This is a genomic window from Chitinophaga terrae (ex Kim and Jung 2007) (assembly GCF_900107795.1).
Taxonomy (GTDB): domain Bacteria; phylum Bacteroidota; class Bacteroidia; order Chitinophagales; family Chitinophagaceae; genus Chitinophaga; species Chitinophaga terrae.
Genome location: NZ_FNRL01000009.1, coordinates 44,513 through 61,534, shown reverse-complemented (window position 1 = coordinate 61,534; position 17,022 = coordinate 44,513). Strand labels below are relative to the sequence as shown.

The window sequence follows — 17,022 nt, the reverse complement described above, 5'->3', positions numbered from 1 at the left end:
ATAAACTATAACATAATCTTCGCTCCCTTTGCTTTCTTAATTTCCTTAATAAAATCCTTTGCGGGCTTTGCTTTCTTTGCCTCTCTGCGTGCCCCCTTACACGTGGTTGCGTGCAAACCGATTGCTCACGATGAGGTCTTTGCTGCCGGGCGTGTATTTATAGAAGCCTTCCCCGCTTTTAACGCCAAGGTATCCGGCGGTTACCATGTTCACCAGCAGCGGGCATGGCGCATATTTAGGATTACCGAAACCTTCGTGCAACACCTGGAGGATAGACAGGCATACATCCAGTCCTATGAAATCCGCCAGTTGTAAGGGTCCCATTGGATGGGCCATTCCCAGCTTCATTACGGTATCAATTTCTTCTACGCCTGCAACGCCTTCGAAGAGGGAGATGATCGCTTCGTTGATCATAGGCATCAGTATGCGGTTGGCAATGAAACCGGGGTAGTCGTTCACTACGCAGGGAACTTTTTCCAGCTTCCTGGAAAGATCCGCGATAGTGGCAGTCACCTGTTTATCTGTTGCATAACCGTTGATGATCTCTACCAGTTTCATGACAGGTACAGGATTCATGAAGTGCATGCCAATCACTTTGGACGGGCGTTTGGTGGCAGCGGCAATTTTTGTAATGGAAATAGAAGAAGTGTTGGTAGCCAGGATAGCGTCGGCTGGCGCGTGAAGATCCAGTTCCTGGAATATTTTAAGTTTCAGGTTGATGTTCTCTGTGGCAGCTTCCACTACCAGGTCTGCTGTCTTTACGCCTGAGGGCAGGTCGGTGTGCGTGCTGATATTTTTCAGCGTATCGGTTTTGACAGCTTCTGTGATGGTGCCTTTACTTACCTGCCTGTCGAGGTTTTTGCCGATCGTTTGTAAAGCTTTTTCCAGTGCAGCAGCAGAGATATCTATGAGGTTTACAGCATATCCGTGCTGTGCAAATACGTGTGCAATACCATTTCCCATGGTACCAGCACCAATTACCGCAATTTTTTGCATGGTGTAATGATTTTTATAGCCGGTTTCAAATCTAACGATTAAACGGCATCAAAACTAGAAGTTATCAGTATCCTTTCGTTTGAAATCACCCCGTTTCCAGGCCTGGATGAACTGTGCCCAGGCAAATGGGTTCATGATATTTTGCGGAGGCGGTTGACCGGCGTAATAGAGATTGCGGGCCTGCTGGTTGAGATAATTATTCACGCCTTCCCGTCCATCTGCCGGCAGGTAACGGGCAAGCGCACGAAGATGCGCGTTGTTGGTGTTTTTGCGGGCCACTTCGTAAGCGTCGTCAGGTGCGAGGTTGACGAACGACCGTTCAAATTCTTCCCTGGAAGGATAAGGTTTGATAACCGTTACCGGCAGGTAGGTAGTATCTTCTACCATGAGTTGGATCATGGAAAAGGTATTTCCCTTGATATCTGGAGGGATCTTGAAATTTTTGTGCTTAAAACCGATTGCGGTGAATGAAAGGGTATCGCCTTTGAATACAACGATAGAAAAAACGCCGGACCTGTTGGAGATGGTTCCCCTGCCCTGGCCTTTCACCATAATACTGACACCCGGAACGGCCCTCAGGCTGTCGGCAGTCATGGTGATACCTTGAATCTGGATGACACTGTCCCGGAACTCCGCGATCTGCGCTTTCAACAGGAAAGGTGAAAATAGGAATCCGATTATGATTAAAAGTGTCAGTATGTAGGATCTTTTGTGCTGCATGCCGGTCCTAAGATATAAAAAAAATTAAAGGTGTGTAGTATTGTGCGCCGCTCCCTTGCAGAGAAATTTAAAATTAACTGCCAATTGGGTTAACTTTGCTCCCTGGATTCAAAATTAACAACAATTTATGATCACGAAAGAGCAGGTTTTAAAGGCCCTGAGCAACGTAGAAGAGCCCGATCTGGGAAAGGATCTGGTTACGCTGAACATGGTTAAAGATATAGAGATCGACGGCAATAAAGTAAAGTTTACAGTTATTCTTACCACGCCGGCTTGTCCGATGAAAGACATGATCCGCAACGCCTGTGTTAATGCCATCCATATGCTGGTGAGCAAAGATGCAGAGGTTGAAGTTGTCATGACAGCGAATGTTAATACAAAACGCACTGGTGGTGAAGGAGTATTGTCGAAGGTTAAAAATATTATCGTTGTAGCATCCGGTAAAGGCGGTGTAGGTAAATCTACCGTGGCAGCCAACCTGGCCCTGGCTTTGGGAAGGGATGGCGCAAAAGTGGGATTGATGGATGCGGATATCTACGGTCCTTCCGTTCCTATCATGTTCGGATTGCGCGGTGAACGCCCGATGATGGTGGATGTGAACGGTAAAGGCATGATACAGCCAATGGAAAAATACGGCATTAAAGTAATGTCGATAGGTTTGCTGATCGATGAGCGCCAGGCGGTTATCTGGCGCGGACCAATGGCCAGCAGCGCGTTGCGCCAGTTCCTGACAGATGTATACTGGGGAGAATTGGATTACCTGGTAATAGATATGCCTCCGGGTACCGGCGATATTCACCTGACCCTGGTACAAACAGTTCCGGTAACGGGTGCGGTGATCGTTACCACCCCGCAGGATGTAGCCCTGGCCGATGCCAAGAAAGGTATCGCCATGTTCATGGGACAGCAGATCAACGTACCTATCCTGGGTTTGGTAGAAAATATGGCATATTTCACCCCGGCAGAACTGCCTGAAAACAAATACTACATCTTCGGGAAAGACGGCGGAAGACAACTGGCGGAAGAAATGGAAATCCCGTTCCTCGGCCAGATACCTCTGGTGCAGAGCATCAGGGAAGGAGGCGATGCCGGCAAACCTGCGATGATAGGAGACGAGAAGATCACCCGCAAAGCATTCCTTGATGTGGCCGGAGCCGCGGCAAGAAGTATCGCCATGAGAAATGCCAACATTGCACCAACTAAAATTGTGGATATCATCGTTTAATATATTTCAACCCGGGAATGGCAGCCCATTCCCGGGTTTTAAAATTTCACCTAATGTACACGCCGAAATATTACCAGGAATCCGATTGGGAGGTAATAGCCGGGTTTATCCGGGAAAACGGATTTGGATTGCTTGTTAACACCGATGAATCAAATACTCCCCATGCCACTCATATCCCCCTGCTTTTAAAAGAAAAAGCGCCAGGCGCCTTCGTACTGGAAGGGCATATTGCCAGGATCAACCCTCAATGGCAGTATTTTAGCCGTGGAAAGTCGTTAGCAGTTTTTTCAGGAGCACATAGCTACATCTCTTCTTCCTGGTACGAGAAATCTAAAATTCCTACCTGGAACTATATGGCAGTACATATACATGGTCATACCAGGATACAATCGGAAGAAGAAGTGATTGCAGCATTGGGAGCGCTGATGAAAAAATATGAAGCTGCATCTGCCTGCCCTGTTCATATTAACGAGATTGATGAGAAAACATTGATGAACAATGTGAAAGCGATCGTAGGTTTTGAAATGGCGGTAGAAGAAGTGACTGCAACCTATAAACTAAACCAGAATAAAAAAGCAAATGATTATAACAGCGTTATAAAACATTTGCAGGAACTGGGAACTGAAAATACGCTGAAAGTGGCCGCAGAAATGGAAGCCAGGAGAAGTGATTTTCAAGCTTAGAAATATTTTCCGGAAATGATGTTTCCGATTGTAAAAAGAAATATCTTTAATTATCTCCTCAGAATATTTTAGAGTCAATATGCTGGCGAAATGATGACTGCCACAAAGAATATAAATAAGTTTTGCTAATTATAAGTAATCATAATATGTTTAAAGCTGGCGTCATTGCTTAAGTTTTATTTAACTTTGCGCCCCAAATTAACCGACTATGAATCGACAGGAACTGGTGAATCTGATAAAGGAAAAACAATCTTATCTGTGTGTTGGTCTGGATACCGATATGCATAAGATTCCAAAGCACCTGCTTTCACATGCCGACCCTGTATTTGCTTTTAACAAGGCAATTATTGACGCTACGAAAGATCTTTGCGTAGCTTACAAGATCAATACTGCTTTTTACGAATGCATGGGTATCCGCGGCTGGGAAAGTTTACAACGGACAGTTGAATACATCCCTTCCGGTATCTTTACTATTGCAGATGCAAAGAGGGGCGATATTGGCAATACTTCTACCCAGTATGCCAAAACGTTTTTCGAAACATATAATTTCGACTCCGTTACCGTGGCTCCTTACATGGGGAAAGACAGTGTTGAACCTTTCCTGCAGTTCCATGAAAAGTGGGCCATCATGTTAGGCCTGACTTCCAATGAAGGAAGCAAGGATTTCCAGTTGCTGGAAACAGCAAACGAATTCCTTTTTGAAAAGGTATTGAAAGCCGGCATGCAGTGGGGAACGCCCGATAATCTCATGTTTGTTGTTGGCGCTACTCAATCTTCGCAGCTGGGTCATATCCGTAAACTGGTACCGGATCATTTCTTCCTTGTTCCCGGTGTCGGAGCGCAGGGAGGCAGCCTGGAAGAGATTTCTACACAGGCAATGAATAAAGATTGCGGGCTGCTGGTAAATGCCAGCAGGGCAATTATCTACGCCGGCAATGGTGAAGATTTTGCGGCAGATGCAAGAAATGTTGCATTGGGTTACCAGCAGGAGATGGCTATCTACCTGCGTAAAATGGCTACCGCCGCTGTCTGAATATTTTTCCAACAGCCTGCCTTTTAATTGGCAGGCTGTTTTCCCCTGATGATCTGGTTAGTTAGCCAGGGCTTTATCTCGAATATCAGTTTGCCTGCCGCCACAGCAGGGTCTTTATTAACAAGTTTGTTGACTTCCGCGCTATCCTGGCAATCCATAATAAAAATCCCCCTCAGATCCCCATCGTCAGTGAATGGACCTGCTACCACCAATTTACCTGTATTGACCAGTTGTTGAATGTTATGCACATGCGCCTGCTGCAAACTGTCGTTGTTCATCGATTCCTGGTATTTAGGCCCTTTCTTTAATAGAACCATCCAGTATTGTTTTAAATCCTGGGTGACGGTTTTTGTACCTGCTAAATTTGGAGTAATTGATTTAATGGGGGTGGGGTGAAACAAGAACACTACGATTAAAACAAATCCCAATAGCAAAATTGCAGGTATTATTCTGCTTGCCATAGCTCTCGATTTTAGAACAGTGAAGTTACGAAAAGTTTATACACAACACTGTTCATCCCGTTAATTATGGGGGGTATCGGCTAATTTCTTATATTGGGTACTAAACCCGAAATTCCATGCAACAAGATCTGTTTCAGTCGCCCGACTATTACGCAGTTGACGATCTGCTGAGTGAAGAACACCTGATGATACGCGATGCAGTACGCCAGTGGGTCAAAAAAGACGTTTCTCCTATCATTGAAGAATATTGCCAGAAAGCCGAGTTTCCCCGCCAGGTAATAAAGGGGCTGGGAGAATTGGGTTGCTTTGGTCCTACCATTCCTGCCGAATACGGGGGTGGGGGCCTGGATTACATAGCTTACGGGCTGATGATGCAGGAACTGGAACGGGGCGATTCCGGCATTCGCTCCACTGCCTCGGTGCAGGGATCGCTGGTGATGTTCCCCATTTATACTTTCGGCAGCGAAGAGCAGAAACTGAAATACCTGCCCAAACTGGCTACAGGCGAAATGATGGGCTGTTTCGGGCTTACCGAACCCGATCATGGTTCTAACCCGGCTGGGATGATCACTAACTTTAAAGACGCCGGGGATCACGTGGTGCTGAACGGGGCAAAAATGTGGATCAGCAACGCACCGTTTGCCGACATTGCAGTAGTATGGGCGAAGGACGAAGAGGGCGTGGTAAGAGGGCTGATCGTAGAACGGGGTATGGAAGGTTTCAGTACTCCCGAAACAAAAGGCAAATGGAGTTTACGCGCCAGCGCTACGGGCGAACTGGTTTTCGACAATGTAAAAGTGCCGAAAGAAAATATCCTGCCGGGAGTGAAAGGTTTGAAAGGTCCTTTAACTTGTTTATCTTCCGCCCGCTATGGCATTGCCTGGGGAGTAATAGGCGCAGCAATGGATTGCTACGACACGGCATTAAGATATTCGAAAGAACGCATACAGTTCGGCAGGCCTATCGGCGGTTTCCAGCTGACGCAGAAGAAACTGGCGGAAATGATCACCGAGATCACGAAAGCGCAGTTGCTGAACTGGCGGTTGGGAGTATTGAAGAATGAAGGAAAAGCGACGCCTGCACAGATATCGATGGCTAAACGCAATTCCTGTGAAGTGGCGGCCAATATTGCCCGCAATGCAAGAACAATACTTGGCGGCATGGGCATTACGGGCGAATTCCCTGTAATGCGTCATATGATGAACCTGGAAAGCGTTATGACCTATGAGGGAACGCACGAAGTGCATTTGCTTATCACGGGTATGGATGTTACAGGACTCGACGCCTTCAAATAAGATCCTTAAATGAAAAAATTACTACTGGCAGGAATACTGCTGGCCGGCCTGGGAGCAGGCGCCCAGCAACCTGCGTCCAGGTTGATGGCGTACGAAGGAAAAGCACAGGGAACTTACTATATCGTCAAATATGTGTCTGCAGATACTACGAACCTGCAGTCGTCCATCGATTCCATTTTCCGCGTGATCGATGCCTCCTTATCACTTTATCAACCCGGATCAGCTATCAATCGTTTTAACCGCGATGGCAAAGTGCAAATGGATGAACATATGCAAAAAGTAGTTGAAAAAGCATTGTTCGCCAATCGCGCCACTAACGGCTTGTTCGACATTACTGTTCAACCCCTGGTATACCTCTGGGGCTTTGGCGTAACCAAACCTTCATTTAAGGGAGTGCCGCCGGCAGATAGTATAAAACGCGCTTTAAAGCTCGTAGGATCGCGTTATTTGAAAATGAAGGGGCAGGAGCTTACAACCACTAAAAAAGGCGTAAAAATCGACTGTAATGGCATTGCCCAGGGATATACAGTAGATGTATTGGGCCGCTTCCTGGAGCAGCGGGGAATTGAGAACTACCTCGTGGATGTAGGGGGAGAACTGTGTGCAAAGGGAAGTAACCAGCAAAATAAGACCTGGAGTGTAGGGATAGAGCGGCCATCGCCCGGCGATACAAGCTATGAACCCATCCAGGGCATTGTTCGCCTGCCTGGTAAAGGTATCGCTACCAGCGGCAACTACCGCCGTTTCTTCGACCAGGGCAAAACCAGGTACGCGCATACCATTGATCCGAAATCGGGGGTAGCATTGCATAACCATATTATCAGCGTAACGTTGATCGCACCGGATTGTTTTACAGCGGATGCATTTGATAACCCGCTTATCCTGATGGGAGTAACGAAAGGACTTCAGTTCGTGGAACAGCACCCCGAATATGGTCTTGCCGCCCTCTATATTTACCGCGACGAAGACGGGGTGATCAAAGAAGCGTTCAGCAATAATTTCAGACAATACATGGAATACTAAAAGGCAAAGGCCTGCCCCGGCTATCCGGGTGCAGGCCTTGCAGTTAATGTAGAATATGGATTACGCTTTAATTCAGGTGTAGTTTCAACCCGATATTTCCCTGTATGGTATTAAAGCTGGTGATCTCTCCCAATTTATATGGCGCGTAGTTGTACCTCGCATTTACATTAAACATAAGCGGAGAAGCTTTTCCGAATGGTATGTTGATACCAATTTCAGGACTTACCAGGAACTGCCAGCTTTTATCGGATTCCACGAATTCACCCCAGTATTTTTCGTATTTGAAATGTGCGGCGCCCACACCAACCATGGCATAAGGAAGCACAGGCTGATCCTGTTTCAGGAAGGTATAGCTTACTGTTGCCTGGATAGGAACTACCTGCAACGTACGTGTCTGAACGGCGGAAACATCGCCCTGAGTTGGGTCATGGTATACGGCTCTGGGCACCCTTTCATAAAAATCCTGGTAACCGGAACGCAAACCTACTGCCAGCTGTCCGTTGAGCATGTACTGAACGCCAGCGCCCCAGCCACGTAAACTTGTTTTATCAGCATAATCTTTCAGCGAACCGAGTGGTTGGCTGATAGACCAGTTTGCATCTATTGAAAGCGGCGGACGGTATTGCGCTGAAGCCGAACCACCTATAAGAAGCGCTGCGATTGCCAACATCCAATTTCTTATCTTTTTCATCTTTCCTGTCATTTAAAAGTTCACATTATTTTTTCAGATATGGTGACTGATCAAAAGATGTTTTCACCATATTATCGATGTTGTTGGAATTCCACACACCGGTACCACGCCATAATGCATTCCAAACAGATTTAAGTTGTTTGTTCTGCGCGTTTTTCAGGTCAAACAGGTCTATTGCTACCTGGCGTTCGTTCACCCGGTAAACGGTGTAATAAGAAGGCCAGTACCAACCGCCGCCAGGAAATCCCCAATAGCCGGGATCCCAGTAACCGCCCCACCATCCGGGGTTCCAGGAAATGGCAGAGAAAGTATTGTCGATCCTGGTGAGGTTGATCGCCAGGTCAGGCTTTGCCGCCTTGTTAACCAGGGTATAACCTCTTTGCTGCATCGCGGCAGATACAGAAGCAATAAGTTTCTGGTCGTAGTCCGTCAGTTCTTTTTTCGCACTGTCGTTGCGGTTAGAAAGTACCACCACGGAATCTACTATACTGAATGTGGTATAAGAAGAAAAATTAGCGGTGCTGTCGTGATTCGTAATATAGATCCTTGATTCCTCGTCCGACATGTCGTTTAACGGATCTTTACGGCAGCCAGTTGCAACCATCGCTACCACAAAGGCAACGGCACTGAGTAAAAACAATGTTCTTTTCATATCCTAGCGTATTTATTATTAATTATTATACCTCATATAAGAAGGTTATCATTCGCAAAAACAATTGGGTATCCTCACAAAACGTTTTGGTGTTTTTTATCTATTATTTAACGGATTAGATAGATGATTGTTACAGAAAGTTTACACCGCTAATGTTAATGAAATCATAAAGTGGCGTAGCAAAAAGAGTTCCAACAATTAACAGGCTGCGTTATATGGTTATATGTTTGAAGGGGCGAAAATATGTTAAAGCAGCCTTTGCATTAAACATAAAACGGGGCCATGATAAAGGCCCCGTTCTTTAATATCTTTCTACTAATTACCTAATCCAGGAGCTCATCCGCCGCGTCTTCCAGCAGTTGAAGATCAACAGAATCATTTCCTGCGATCCCGTCTATAGAGCCCTTAATGTGAGCGGTGTTCAACAAAACTTTCTCCAGTTGTTTTTCTCTGGCTTTCCACAATTTTTCCATTGCATCGCGTTCCCGCTGGATGGATAGTTTCATCGCCATAAACCCTTCTCTCACCGCTTTCCATTGCTCTGCAAACTCGCCGCTGGTAAGGTATTCGTACAACATGTGCATTTTATCTCCTTTGTTCTCCTGGCTGCGCAGTTTCATGGAGATCTTTATCATGCCATCTCTCAATACATATGCTAATGCTTTTACTTCCGCAAATGTGCAGATCCAGACGCCATCTTTTTCTCCAAACTGTTTCATGTCGCGGGGCATGGTTTGCGTAACAAGGATGGCTACATCCATACCCTGCGAACGCATATCTGCCTTCAGTTTTTCTACCCAGTCCTTAGTAAACTCCTTGGTGCGTTTACTCTCGTAAATGATCTTTCCACAATCCTGCCCGTACTGGTTGCGGATGTACTGTATGCAATCAGCTCCCCTGACGCCTTTTTCTACCGGCACTACTTCATCGTAAGGGAAATGGCTCCTCAACATTTCTTCCAGGGCCAGTTCCTGTATTTCGCCCTGCAGCTGCATGGAACCCTGTTCAGCTCTCCGCTTCATCTCTTCCGCCAGTTTCCGCTGATCTTCCAGTTGTTTTTCCAACTCCCGGACCCTGAGCTGGTGTTCAGTGTCCCTGATCCGGTTCTTTTCCAGTTCTTCCAGCCTGATCTTTTCTGCCAGTTCTTCCCTTGCCGCAAGTAATTGCTTTTGCAAAGCGATTTCCAGCTCCTGTTCTTTATCTTTCAACGCCTGTTCTTTACGGAGGAATTCCAGTTCCTGCGCGCGCGCCACCTTTAGTTTATTGGCCTGCTCTTCATTCGTTTCCTTCAGCATGGCTATCTGGGCGCTCATGTCTGCAGCAATAGCCTTGCGCAGCTCTTCTTCCAGCGTTGCCCGGAGCTGTTGTTTTTCTGCCTGTAAACGTTTGGCTATTTCTTCCTCCTGTTGTTGTCTTAACTGGTTGAGCTGCATCTTTTCCTGCTGTATGCGATTCTGCGCAAGCAACAGGGCATCTTTTTCTTCCTTCAACGAATCCAGCTTCTTCTTCCATTCGCCGGCCATTTTGGTCCTCATCTCTTTTTCTATATCTGCGGCAAAAGCATCTTCCATCACAAACTGGTGTTTGCAACTCGGACAGGTTATAGATGTACCTTTTGATGTACTCATAATATGACAATAAATATTTGGTAAAGATAGGGTTTTGAAGCAGGTAATAAAAAAAGGAAGCATAGGCTTCCTTTTCCATAGGTGGACCACAAACAACAGGTTAAAAAGGGATCTGCGACTGGTGCTAAATTCCTCTTATCATGTTACTCGTGTATTAATGAAAGATTAGATAATTGTTAAGGATCTCATTGATTATATTTTACTTATATATTAAGAGATGGCCTTCCCGCCGAGGTAATAAATGCTTCTTTCAGCACTTCAGAATAAGTAGGGTGCGCATAAGAGATACGGGAAAGCTCATTCACCGTGATCTCGAATTCCATTCCTCCAACGCCCTGTGCGATCATATCTGCGGCTCTTGCGCCAATGATATGTACGCCCAACACTTCTCCGTATTGCGGGTCCGACAATACTTTGGCAAATCCTTCTGTGTCCATGCCCGCCCTGGCCCTGGCATTGGCGGAGAACGGGAATTTCCCTACGTTGTACGGGATGCCCTGCTGTTTTAATTCTTCTTCTGTAGCTCCTACTCCCGCTACTTCAGGCCAGGTATAAACAACGCCGGGGATGCGGTTGTAATGGATATGAGGTTTTTGACCTTTCATTTTTTCTACCACGTACAAAGCTTCTTCCTCCGCTTTATGGGCCAGCATATTTCCTCCTACCACATCGCCGATAGCATAGATGTCCGGAACATCGGTTTGCAGGTCTGAATTGGTAACTACCGCACCTTTGGCATTTAGTTTTACGCCGGTGTTTTCCAGTCCCAGGTTGGCGGTATAAGGTTTTCTCCCCACTGCTACCAGCACATAATCTGCGTCCAGCGTTTGTTCTTTCCCCGCTTTATCCCTGAACCATACCCTGGCGCTGTTGCCCAGGTTTTCCGCTTTGTATACCGCCTGTTCCAGCTGGATGGTGATGCCTTCCTTTGCCAGTATCTTTTTCAGCGTATCGCCCAGTTCATGATCCATAGTACTGATCAGGTGAGGGGCGTATTCCAGGATGGTAACGGCCGTGCCTATCCGGTTAAAGATAGAGGCCATTTCTACGCCTATCACTCCGCCGCCAATAATGATAATATTTTTCGGTTGGCCCGTCAGCGATAATGCTTCGGTGGAAGTGATGATGCGTTTTTTGTCTATCGTTACCCCGGCTATAGTGGCTGGTTTGGAGCCCGTTGCAATGATATATTTACCGGCCTTTACAACTGTTTTCGCGCCGTTACTACCTGTAACCTGGAGGGTGGCGTTATCAACAAATGAGCCGGTTCCGGTAAGCCTGGTGATCTTGTTCTTTTTCATTAGGTAATCCAGCCCCTGGGTATTCTTCTGCACAACATCCTTTTTTCTTTTATACATCTGCTCAAAATTCAACTGAACATTGCCGGCAGTGATACCGTGGGTTTCAAATTTGTGCAGCAGGTCGTGGTAGTGGTGCGTACTGTCGAGCAGCGCTTTGGTAGGAATACAGCCAACGTTGGTGCAGGTGCCGCCCAATGTGTTGTATTTTTCTATAATTGCAGTTTTGTAGCCCAATTGCGCACCACGTATCGCGGCTATGTATCCCCCGGGGCCAGATCCGATTACCGCTAAATCATATTGTTCCATTTTTCAAGATTTTTATTGTTCAGATGTTAGTGATCGGCAGATGCGATCACCAGTTTTTTATTGCCTTTTTTTCTCAGGAAGAATAACAGCAATGGCAACGCTGCTATAAAAGCCACGCCGATGAAAAGATAGGCGTCGATATAACTCAGGAACGACGATTGCTGACCTACTACTTTTTCCATCAGCATCAGCGCTTTGTGATGGGCGTCGTCATAGCTGAAACCTTTGCTCCTGAAGAGGGAGGTGTATGCCTGGAGACGCTCCGGCGTGAGGCGGTTATCGGGCGTCACGTTGGAAACCAGGTCTACCCGGTGTTGTGCCATACGCCTGATGATGTATGTGTTGATGATAGATATCCCGAACGAACCGCCTAATTGCCTCATCATGTTATTGATAGCGGTGCCCTGGGGGATATCCTTCGCTTCTAGCCGGCTGATGGCGAGGGTTGACAGGGGTACTGTTAACAGCGCCATGCCTACCGCCCTGTAGATCAGGTTGCCCGCGATAGCGCCCATTGATACATCCAGGTTAAGCCGCGACATCGACCAGTTGAAATAGATAAAACAACAGAAACCTATCAGTACAATAAGGGCGGGCGACACGCCTTTTTGCAGGACTTTTCCGGTAACTATCAGCGCAAATACCGCGATCACGGAGCCGGGGAGCAACATCAGGCCTGCCATCGCCGGCGTAAAACCAAGGAACCGTTGCGCGAATACAGGAGTGAGATAAATGGAAGTGAACATACCCATTCCCGTGATAAAGGTAAGGGTTGCGGAGATACTGAGCGAAGGGTGTTTGAGTATCGCCAATTTCACTACAGGGTAGGGTGTTGTCAGCTCCCTGTACACAAAAAGAAGGAGGGTGAATACCGCGGTGACGGTAAGTACTACTATATACCGTGTTTCAAACCAGTCTTCCGTTTCGCCGCGTTCCAGGATGGTTTGCAGGGAGCCGATCCCGATGATCAGCAGTATAATGCCCGGCCAGTCGATCTCTTTCACTTTCTGCCGGGAAGGCGATTCGGGTAATAAGCGGTAACAGAGGATGGCTGCGGCTATTCCTATTGGGATATTGATATAAAAGATCCAGGGCCAGGAATAGTTGTCGGTGATATGTCCGCCCAGGGTAGGCCCGATAGTAGGGCCTATGAAAACGCCTATCCCGAACAGGGCGCTGGCTATATTCTGTTTCTCTTTAGGGAAACATTCGTATACAACGGTGGCGGAAACAGAAAGCAGCGCGCCGCCCCCGATGCCCTGCAGGAACCTGAATGTTACCAGTTCCCAGATGTTGTCTGAATTCCCGCACATAAAAGAGCAGAAGGTGAAAAGAATGATGGAGCCGATGTAATAGTTCCTGCGTCCGAGGTTGTTGACGAGGAAGCTGGTCATGGGAATAATGATGACGTTGGCGATGCCGTATGCGGTCACTACCCAGGAGGTGTCTTCCAGTGTAGCGCCCAGGTTGCCGCTCATGTGATTGAGAGCAACATTGACAATGGAGGTATCGATTAGCTCCATGATGGCTGCGGCTATGACGGTGATGATGAGAATGATCCTGTTCATTGTTGTTTGTTTTATACCGATCGGTATATTTTTTTACCCGGGAAGATGTGGCACATATTATCAGGTGAATAATGAAATACACCGATCGGTATATTTTCAAGTAAAAAAATTAAGCGACTATTTCATCATCAATTATTTTAATGATCCTGTCTAATGCTTTATGGAGGTGGTTTTGGCGGCTATGAGTCTTGGAAAGCAGGATGCCGCCTTCTATCAGCATGATAAAAAGGTAGGCGTAGTCTTTGGCGTTAATATCTTCATTGAATTCCCCGGATCGTATACCGGCATCAATCACTTTAACAATTTCTTTCGCCCATCGTTCGAAGGCGTTGCTGGTATATTTCTTTAGTTCCGGGAAAGTGTCGTCTGCTTCTGTGGCGGCGTTAAGCAGTGGGCAACCGCCTTTCACGAAGAACTGCGACCACCCGTTCCTGTACAGTTCTGTAACGGCAACTAACCGGTCGCGTTGTGAAGGATAATTTTTGCCCAGGGCGTGCTGCACAGCATTGTGCACAAAGTTGGCCAGGTGTTCGAAAACAGCGATGGCTACTTCTTCTTTGCTTTGGAAGTTGCCATAGATGCTGCCTTTGGTTAGCCCGGTAGCTTTGGTGATATCGGACAAAGAAGTAGCTGCATAGCCTTTTTTGTTGAAAATCTCTGCAGTTTGTTCTATGATATAGCTCCTTGTTTTTTCAGCTTTTTTCATGGTATACTGAAATCGTTGGGTGCAAAGATAGGGAAATATACCTATCGGTATATTTTTTCGCCGAAAATGACTTTAGGATTATAAAGCAGGTAAAACCGGTTACCTGCTTTATAATAAGTTATAATCATTTTACCCGCCATAAGGAGCCGTTTTTGGTGCTGGTTTCAACAAGCAGGCCTTCGGAGGTCAGTTTCTGAAGCAGGGTATTGCTTTCGGCGGCGCTGATATTCATCAGTTCAGCGAATTCCTTTTTGGTGAGGGTATTGAAATGGTTAAAAAGATGCTGCCAGTCTTTGTTATAAGCGAAAGGTTTCGCGGAAGCGGCCAACTTCTGAATTGCTGTTTCATAAACTTTATATGGCTTTACGCCGTAGACGAATTCCTGTTTGCCGGTACTGTCGGTAAAGAACATACTGGGGAAACCCCGTACGCCCATCTGCCGGGCAAGGGCCAGATCCGCTTCGAATGCTTTTTTGCCTTTATCTTCCATATCCTTTTGTAGTTGCTGTGCATCCAATCCCACAGCCGTTGCTGCATCAGCGATATGCTCCCATTTGGTGATATTCTTCTTTTCAAGGAATACCATCTCCCTGATACGTCTTAAAAACCTCAGTGCTTTCTGGTTATCCTGCAGTTGGGCGGATTTAAATGCAATAGAAGGAGGGAAGGAGGACGGCAACGGATCTTCCAGCCATACATCGCCGTCGATAGGCATATCATAATGCAGGCTAACCTCATCCCAATGGTGCGCTACATCAGAGGGCTTGCTGATACCGCCGCTGTTGTAGCTCCAGTCGGGCAGCAACCCGCCCATCCGGTATTCTATCCCGATCACCTCTCCATATTCCAGCTTCAGTTTATGCAACTGTGGTTCTATGCCCCAGCAGGAAGAGCAGATCGGATCTGTAAAGTAGATGATCTTAACAGGTTTGCCGGCGCTGGTTGAAGCCAAAGTACTGCTGTTGTTGGCGTTGCCGGGTATTTCACAAACGCCTGTTTCCGGGTCGCATAACAGCGGGTTTTTATTCTCACTCATCTGTTTATTGTTTTGTGCCTGGCAGGTGAAAAAGCCGGGCAATGTTAGTATTAATAATATCGGAATTATTTTCATGAATATAGGTTTGGAAATATCTTATTTTTGAACAAATATCAGCATCAGATAATCTTTGTACAATTAGTCAGGAAAAAGTGACTACCCATTGCGACATATCACCGGCAGACGGTTGCCCGGCCGAAAGGTTGCTTAAAGCGCTTTCGGGCAAATGGAAGGCGCAGATCTTCCGGTTGGCTGTGGATGCGCCTGTGCGTTTTAATGCTTTGTTGCGGCAGTTGAACGGCGCCAACAAGCAGTCGTTGGCTACTGCCCTAAAAGAATTGGAAGAGGAGGGGTTGCTGGAAAAAGAAATTGTACAGCAGAAACCCCTGAATATTCAATATACCTTATCTGAGAAAGCGAAATCATTGATCCCGGTTTTCCGGCAACTGGATCGTCTGGCGTGATCGTCAAAGTATTTTCTATATTTCTTCTCATGGAAAACCCTTAGAAAAAAAGCAGTGTTTCCCCCGATTGTCGTGCTGCGCACAATGACCTTATTTTGCGCTTATCCACAGTACAAGACTTTTGATAACCCAGGAAGATAGAGCCGGATATGCGGCTGTGGAGTTGCTGCGGAAACATAATACTTACAAGCTAAAAATCCTGAAAATGAAAACTGTTTATTACGTCCTGCTGTTGGTCATAGTAGCCATTGGCTGCAAAAAGGACGACAAAGATTCCGGTCCCGGACCCGGTAACGGAAATTATAATTATGGTTCTGGTACAATTTACATTAAGCAAGGCACAGAGGGTATAACCAGGTTTGAAATGAGCACGGGGGTTTTATCCGGTCTTATATCTAACTGGCAGGGATCGGGATGGGATATAAGCTGGGATGGCCTCATGGGGGTAAAACAGATCAATAAATCCACTTTTGACACCCGTTACATTATCTTTAAGACTTCAGACGCATCTACCATCCGGGAAATTGCGTACGAGCCAAACGATAACAATGGCGGCCTGCCCAGCATCTCGCCTGATGGCACGCGGCTCGCCTTATGGCCGACCTACAGGGATGGCCTGGTAATTCTTGATATGCAGGGCAGGGTGTTGAAAAATATCGGGGGCTATGGCAGTACGCACGAATTTAAAAGCTATGATCCTATTTGCTGGGAACCCGGTGGAACTATCCTTTTCAAAAAAGACGGGGGGCTATGGAGAACAACCACCGATTTTAGCCGTGCAACAAAGGTGAGAGACATCCCCTTTTCTGACTGGCGGGGATATGTTAGTGCCAGTCCGGATGGCCAGAAGATCGTTTTATCGGCCGGCGAACATATTTGGTTGATGAACGCAGACGGCAGTGATTTTCACCGGGTCACTGAAAGTATTTTTTCGGAAGTAGCCCCATGTTTTTCTCCCGATAGCAAGTATATAGCCATGAAGGCGAACCCGAGAGCGCCTGGCGATGGTGATCTGGGCGGCAATGTCTATCATCTTTGCATCATACCTGCCGATGGCAAAGTATATAATACTTACCCGGGAGAAGACAATCGCGTTATCCATCCTATGGTAAAAGGCGACATAAGGGACTCAAGAGGCCTGGGAAAGACAATAGTAGGAGATTTTGTATGGAGAAAATAACCGGTTTTTGCTTATATTTTGTTGGAATTATGGTGATATCTTGAAAACTTTCAT

17 protein-coding genes are annotated in these 17,022 nt (G+C 46.5%); 7 read left to right on the top strand and 10 right to left on the bottom strand.

The features are described 5' to 3' along the window. Positions 1-96: 96 nt before the first annotated feature. On the bottom strand, positions 97-996 hold the full coding sequence (locus tag BLV62_RS11595; protein ID WP_089761780.1) for a 3-hydroxyacyl-CoA dehydrogenase family protein: 900 nt from the start codon (positions 994-996) through the stop codon (positions 97-99). Between the two features lie 54 nt (positions 997-1,050). Continuing rightward, a complete protein-coding gene (locus tag BLV62_RS11590; RefSeq protein ID WP_089761778.1) occupies positions 1,051-1,716 on the bottom strand; it encodes a carboxypeptidase-like regulatory domain-containing protein in 666 nt (221 codons plus the stop codon). Positions 1,717-1,843: 127 nt separating this feature from the next. Here BLV62_RS11590 and BLV62_RS11585 point away from each other — a divergent pair, with 127 nt between their 5' ends. The 3 genes from BLV62_RS11585 (at position 1,844) to pyrF (ending at position 4,657) form a co-directional block, all read left to right on the top strand. Beyond that, a complete protein-coding gene (locus tag BLV62_RS11585) occupies positions 1,844-2,941 on the top strand; it encodes an Mrp/NBP35 family ATP-binding protein (RefSeq protein WP_089761776.1) in 1,098 nt (365 codons plus the stop codon). A 53-nt stretch (positions 2,942-2,994) separates the two neighbouring features. Then, entirely contained in the window at positions 2,995-3,624 is a 630-nt protein-coding gene (locus BLV62_RS11580) for an FMN-binding negative transcriptional regulator (protein ID WP_168927921.1), read from the top strand. Positions 3,625-3,832: 208 nt separating this feature from the next. Beyond that, positions 3,833-4,657 carry an orotidine-5'-phosphate decarboxylase gene (gene pyrF, locus BLV62_RS11575; RefSeq protein WP_089761773.1) on the top strand — a complete coding sequence of 275 codons (825 nt, stop codon included), beginning with the start codon at positions 3,833-3,835 and terminating at the stop codon, positions 4,655-4,657. A gap of 23 nt (positions 4,658-4,680) precedes the next feature. On the opposite strand, the gene BLV62_RS11570 is transcribed toward pyrF, so the two are convergent. Continuing rightward, positions 4,681-4,974, bottom strand: a complete 294-nt coding sequence (locus BLV62_RS11570; RefSeq protein ID WP_168927920.1) for a YciI family protein — start codon at positions 4,972-4,974, stop codon at positions 4,681-4,683. A 260-nt stretch (positions 4,975-5,234) separates the two neighbouring features. Between BLV62_RS11570 and BLV62_RS11565 the strand changes: the two genes are divergently transcribed. Together BLV62_RS11565 and BLV62_RS11560 are read left to right on the top strand one after the other, a co-directional pair. Next, entirely contained in the window at positions 5,235-6,413 is a 1,179-nt protein-coding gene (locus BLV62_RS11565) for an acyl-CoA dehydrogenase family protein (protein WP_089761769.1), read from the top strand. 9 nt (positions 6,414-6,422) lie between these two features. Next, positions 6,423-7,436 (top strand): FAD:protein FMN transferase, encoded by a 1,014-nt coding sequence (locus BLV62_RS11560; protein ID WP_089761767.1) that lies wholly within the window; start codon positions 6,423-6,425, stop codon positions 7,434-7,436. Between the two features lie 67 nt (positions 7,437-7,503). Here BLV62_RS11560 and BLV62_RS11555 read toward each other — a convergent pair whose 3' ends face one another. The 7 genes from BLV62_RS11555 to BLV62_RS11525 all read right to left on the bottom strand — a co-directional run bounded on the left by BLV62_RS11555 (position 7,504) and on the right by BLV62_RS11525 (position 15,324). Next, a complete protein-coding gene (locus BLV62_RS11555; RefSeq protein ID WP_168927919.1) occupies positions 7,504-8,127 on the bottom strand; it encodes an outer membrane beta-barrel protein in 624 nt (207 codons plus the stop codon). A 25-nt stretch (positions 8,128-8,152) separates the two neighbouring features. Further along, complete coding sequence (locus tag BLV62_RS11550; protein WP_089761764.1) at positions 8,153-8,779, bottom strand: DUF4136 domain-containing protein; 627 nt, start codon at positions 8,777-8,779, stop codon at positions 8,153-8,155. Positions 8,780-9,102: 323 nt separating this feature from the next. Further along, positions 9,103-10,407 carry a DUF2130 domain-containing protein gene (locus BLV62_RS11545; RefSeq protein ID WP_089761763.1) on the bottom strand — a complete coding sequence of 435 codons (1,305 nt, stop codon included), beginning with the start codon at positions 10,405-10,407 and terminating at the stop codon, positions 9,103-9,105. Positions 10,408-10,610: 203 nt separating this feature from the next. Next, on the bottom strand, positions 10,611-12,014 hold the full coding sequence (gene lpdA / locus BLV62_RS11540) for a dihydrolipoyl dehydrogenase (RefSeq protein WP_089761761.1): 1,404 nt from the start codon (positions 12,012-12,014) through the stop codon (positions 10,611-10,613). Between the two features lie 26 nt (positions 12,015-12,040). Next, entirely contained in the window at positions 12,041-13,582 is a 1,542-nt protein-coding gene (locus tag BLV62_RS11535; RefSeq protein ID WP_089761759.1) for an MDR family MFS transporter, read from the bottom strand. Between the two features lie 109 nt (positions 13,583-13,691). Continuing rightward, positions 13,692-14,288: a TetR/AcrR family transcriptional regulator gene (locus BLV62_RS11530; protein WP_089761757.1), complete on the bottom strand. Its 597-nt coding sequence runs from the start codon at positions 14,286-14,288 to the stop codon at positions 13,692-13,694. Positions 14,289-14,412: 124 nt separating this feature from the next. Continuing rightward, positions 14,413-15,324 carry a ClpXP adapter SpxH family protein gene (locus BLV62_RS11525; protein WP_089762034.1) on the bottom strand — a complete coding sequence of 304 codons (912 nt, stop codon included), beginning with the start codon at positions 15,322-15,324 and terminating at the stop codon, positions 14,413-14,415. 152 nt (positions 15,325-15,476) lie between these two features. On the opposite strand from BLV62_RS11525, the gene BLV62_RS11520 reads away from it, so the two are divergent. Further along, positions 15,477-15,788 (top strand): winged helix-turn-helix transcriptional regulator, encoded by a 312-nt coding sequence (locus BLV62_RS11520; RefSeq protein WP_089761755.1) that lies wholly within the window; start codon positions 15,477-15,479, stop codon positions 15,786-15,788. Between the two features lie 205 nt (positions 15,789-15,993). Next, on the top strand, positions 15,994-16,968 hold the full coding sequence (locus BLV62_RS11515; RefSeq protein WP_139170122.1) for a TolB family protein: 975 nt from the start codon (positions 15,994-15,996) through the stop codon (positions 16,966-16,968). Positions 16,969-17,022 lie beyond the last annotated feature (54 nt).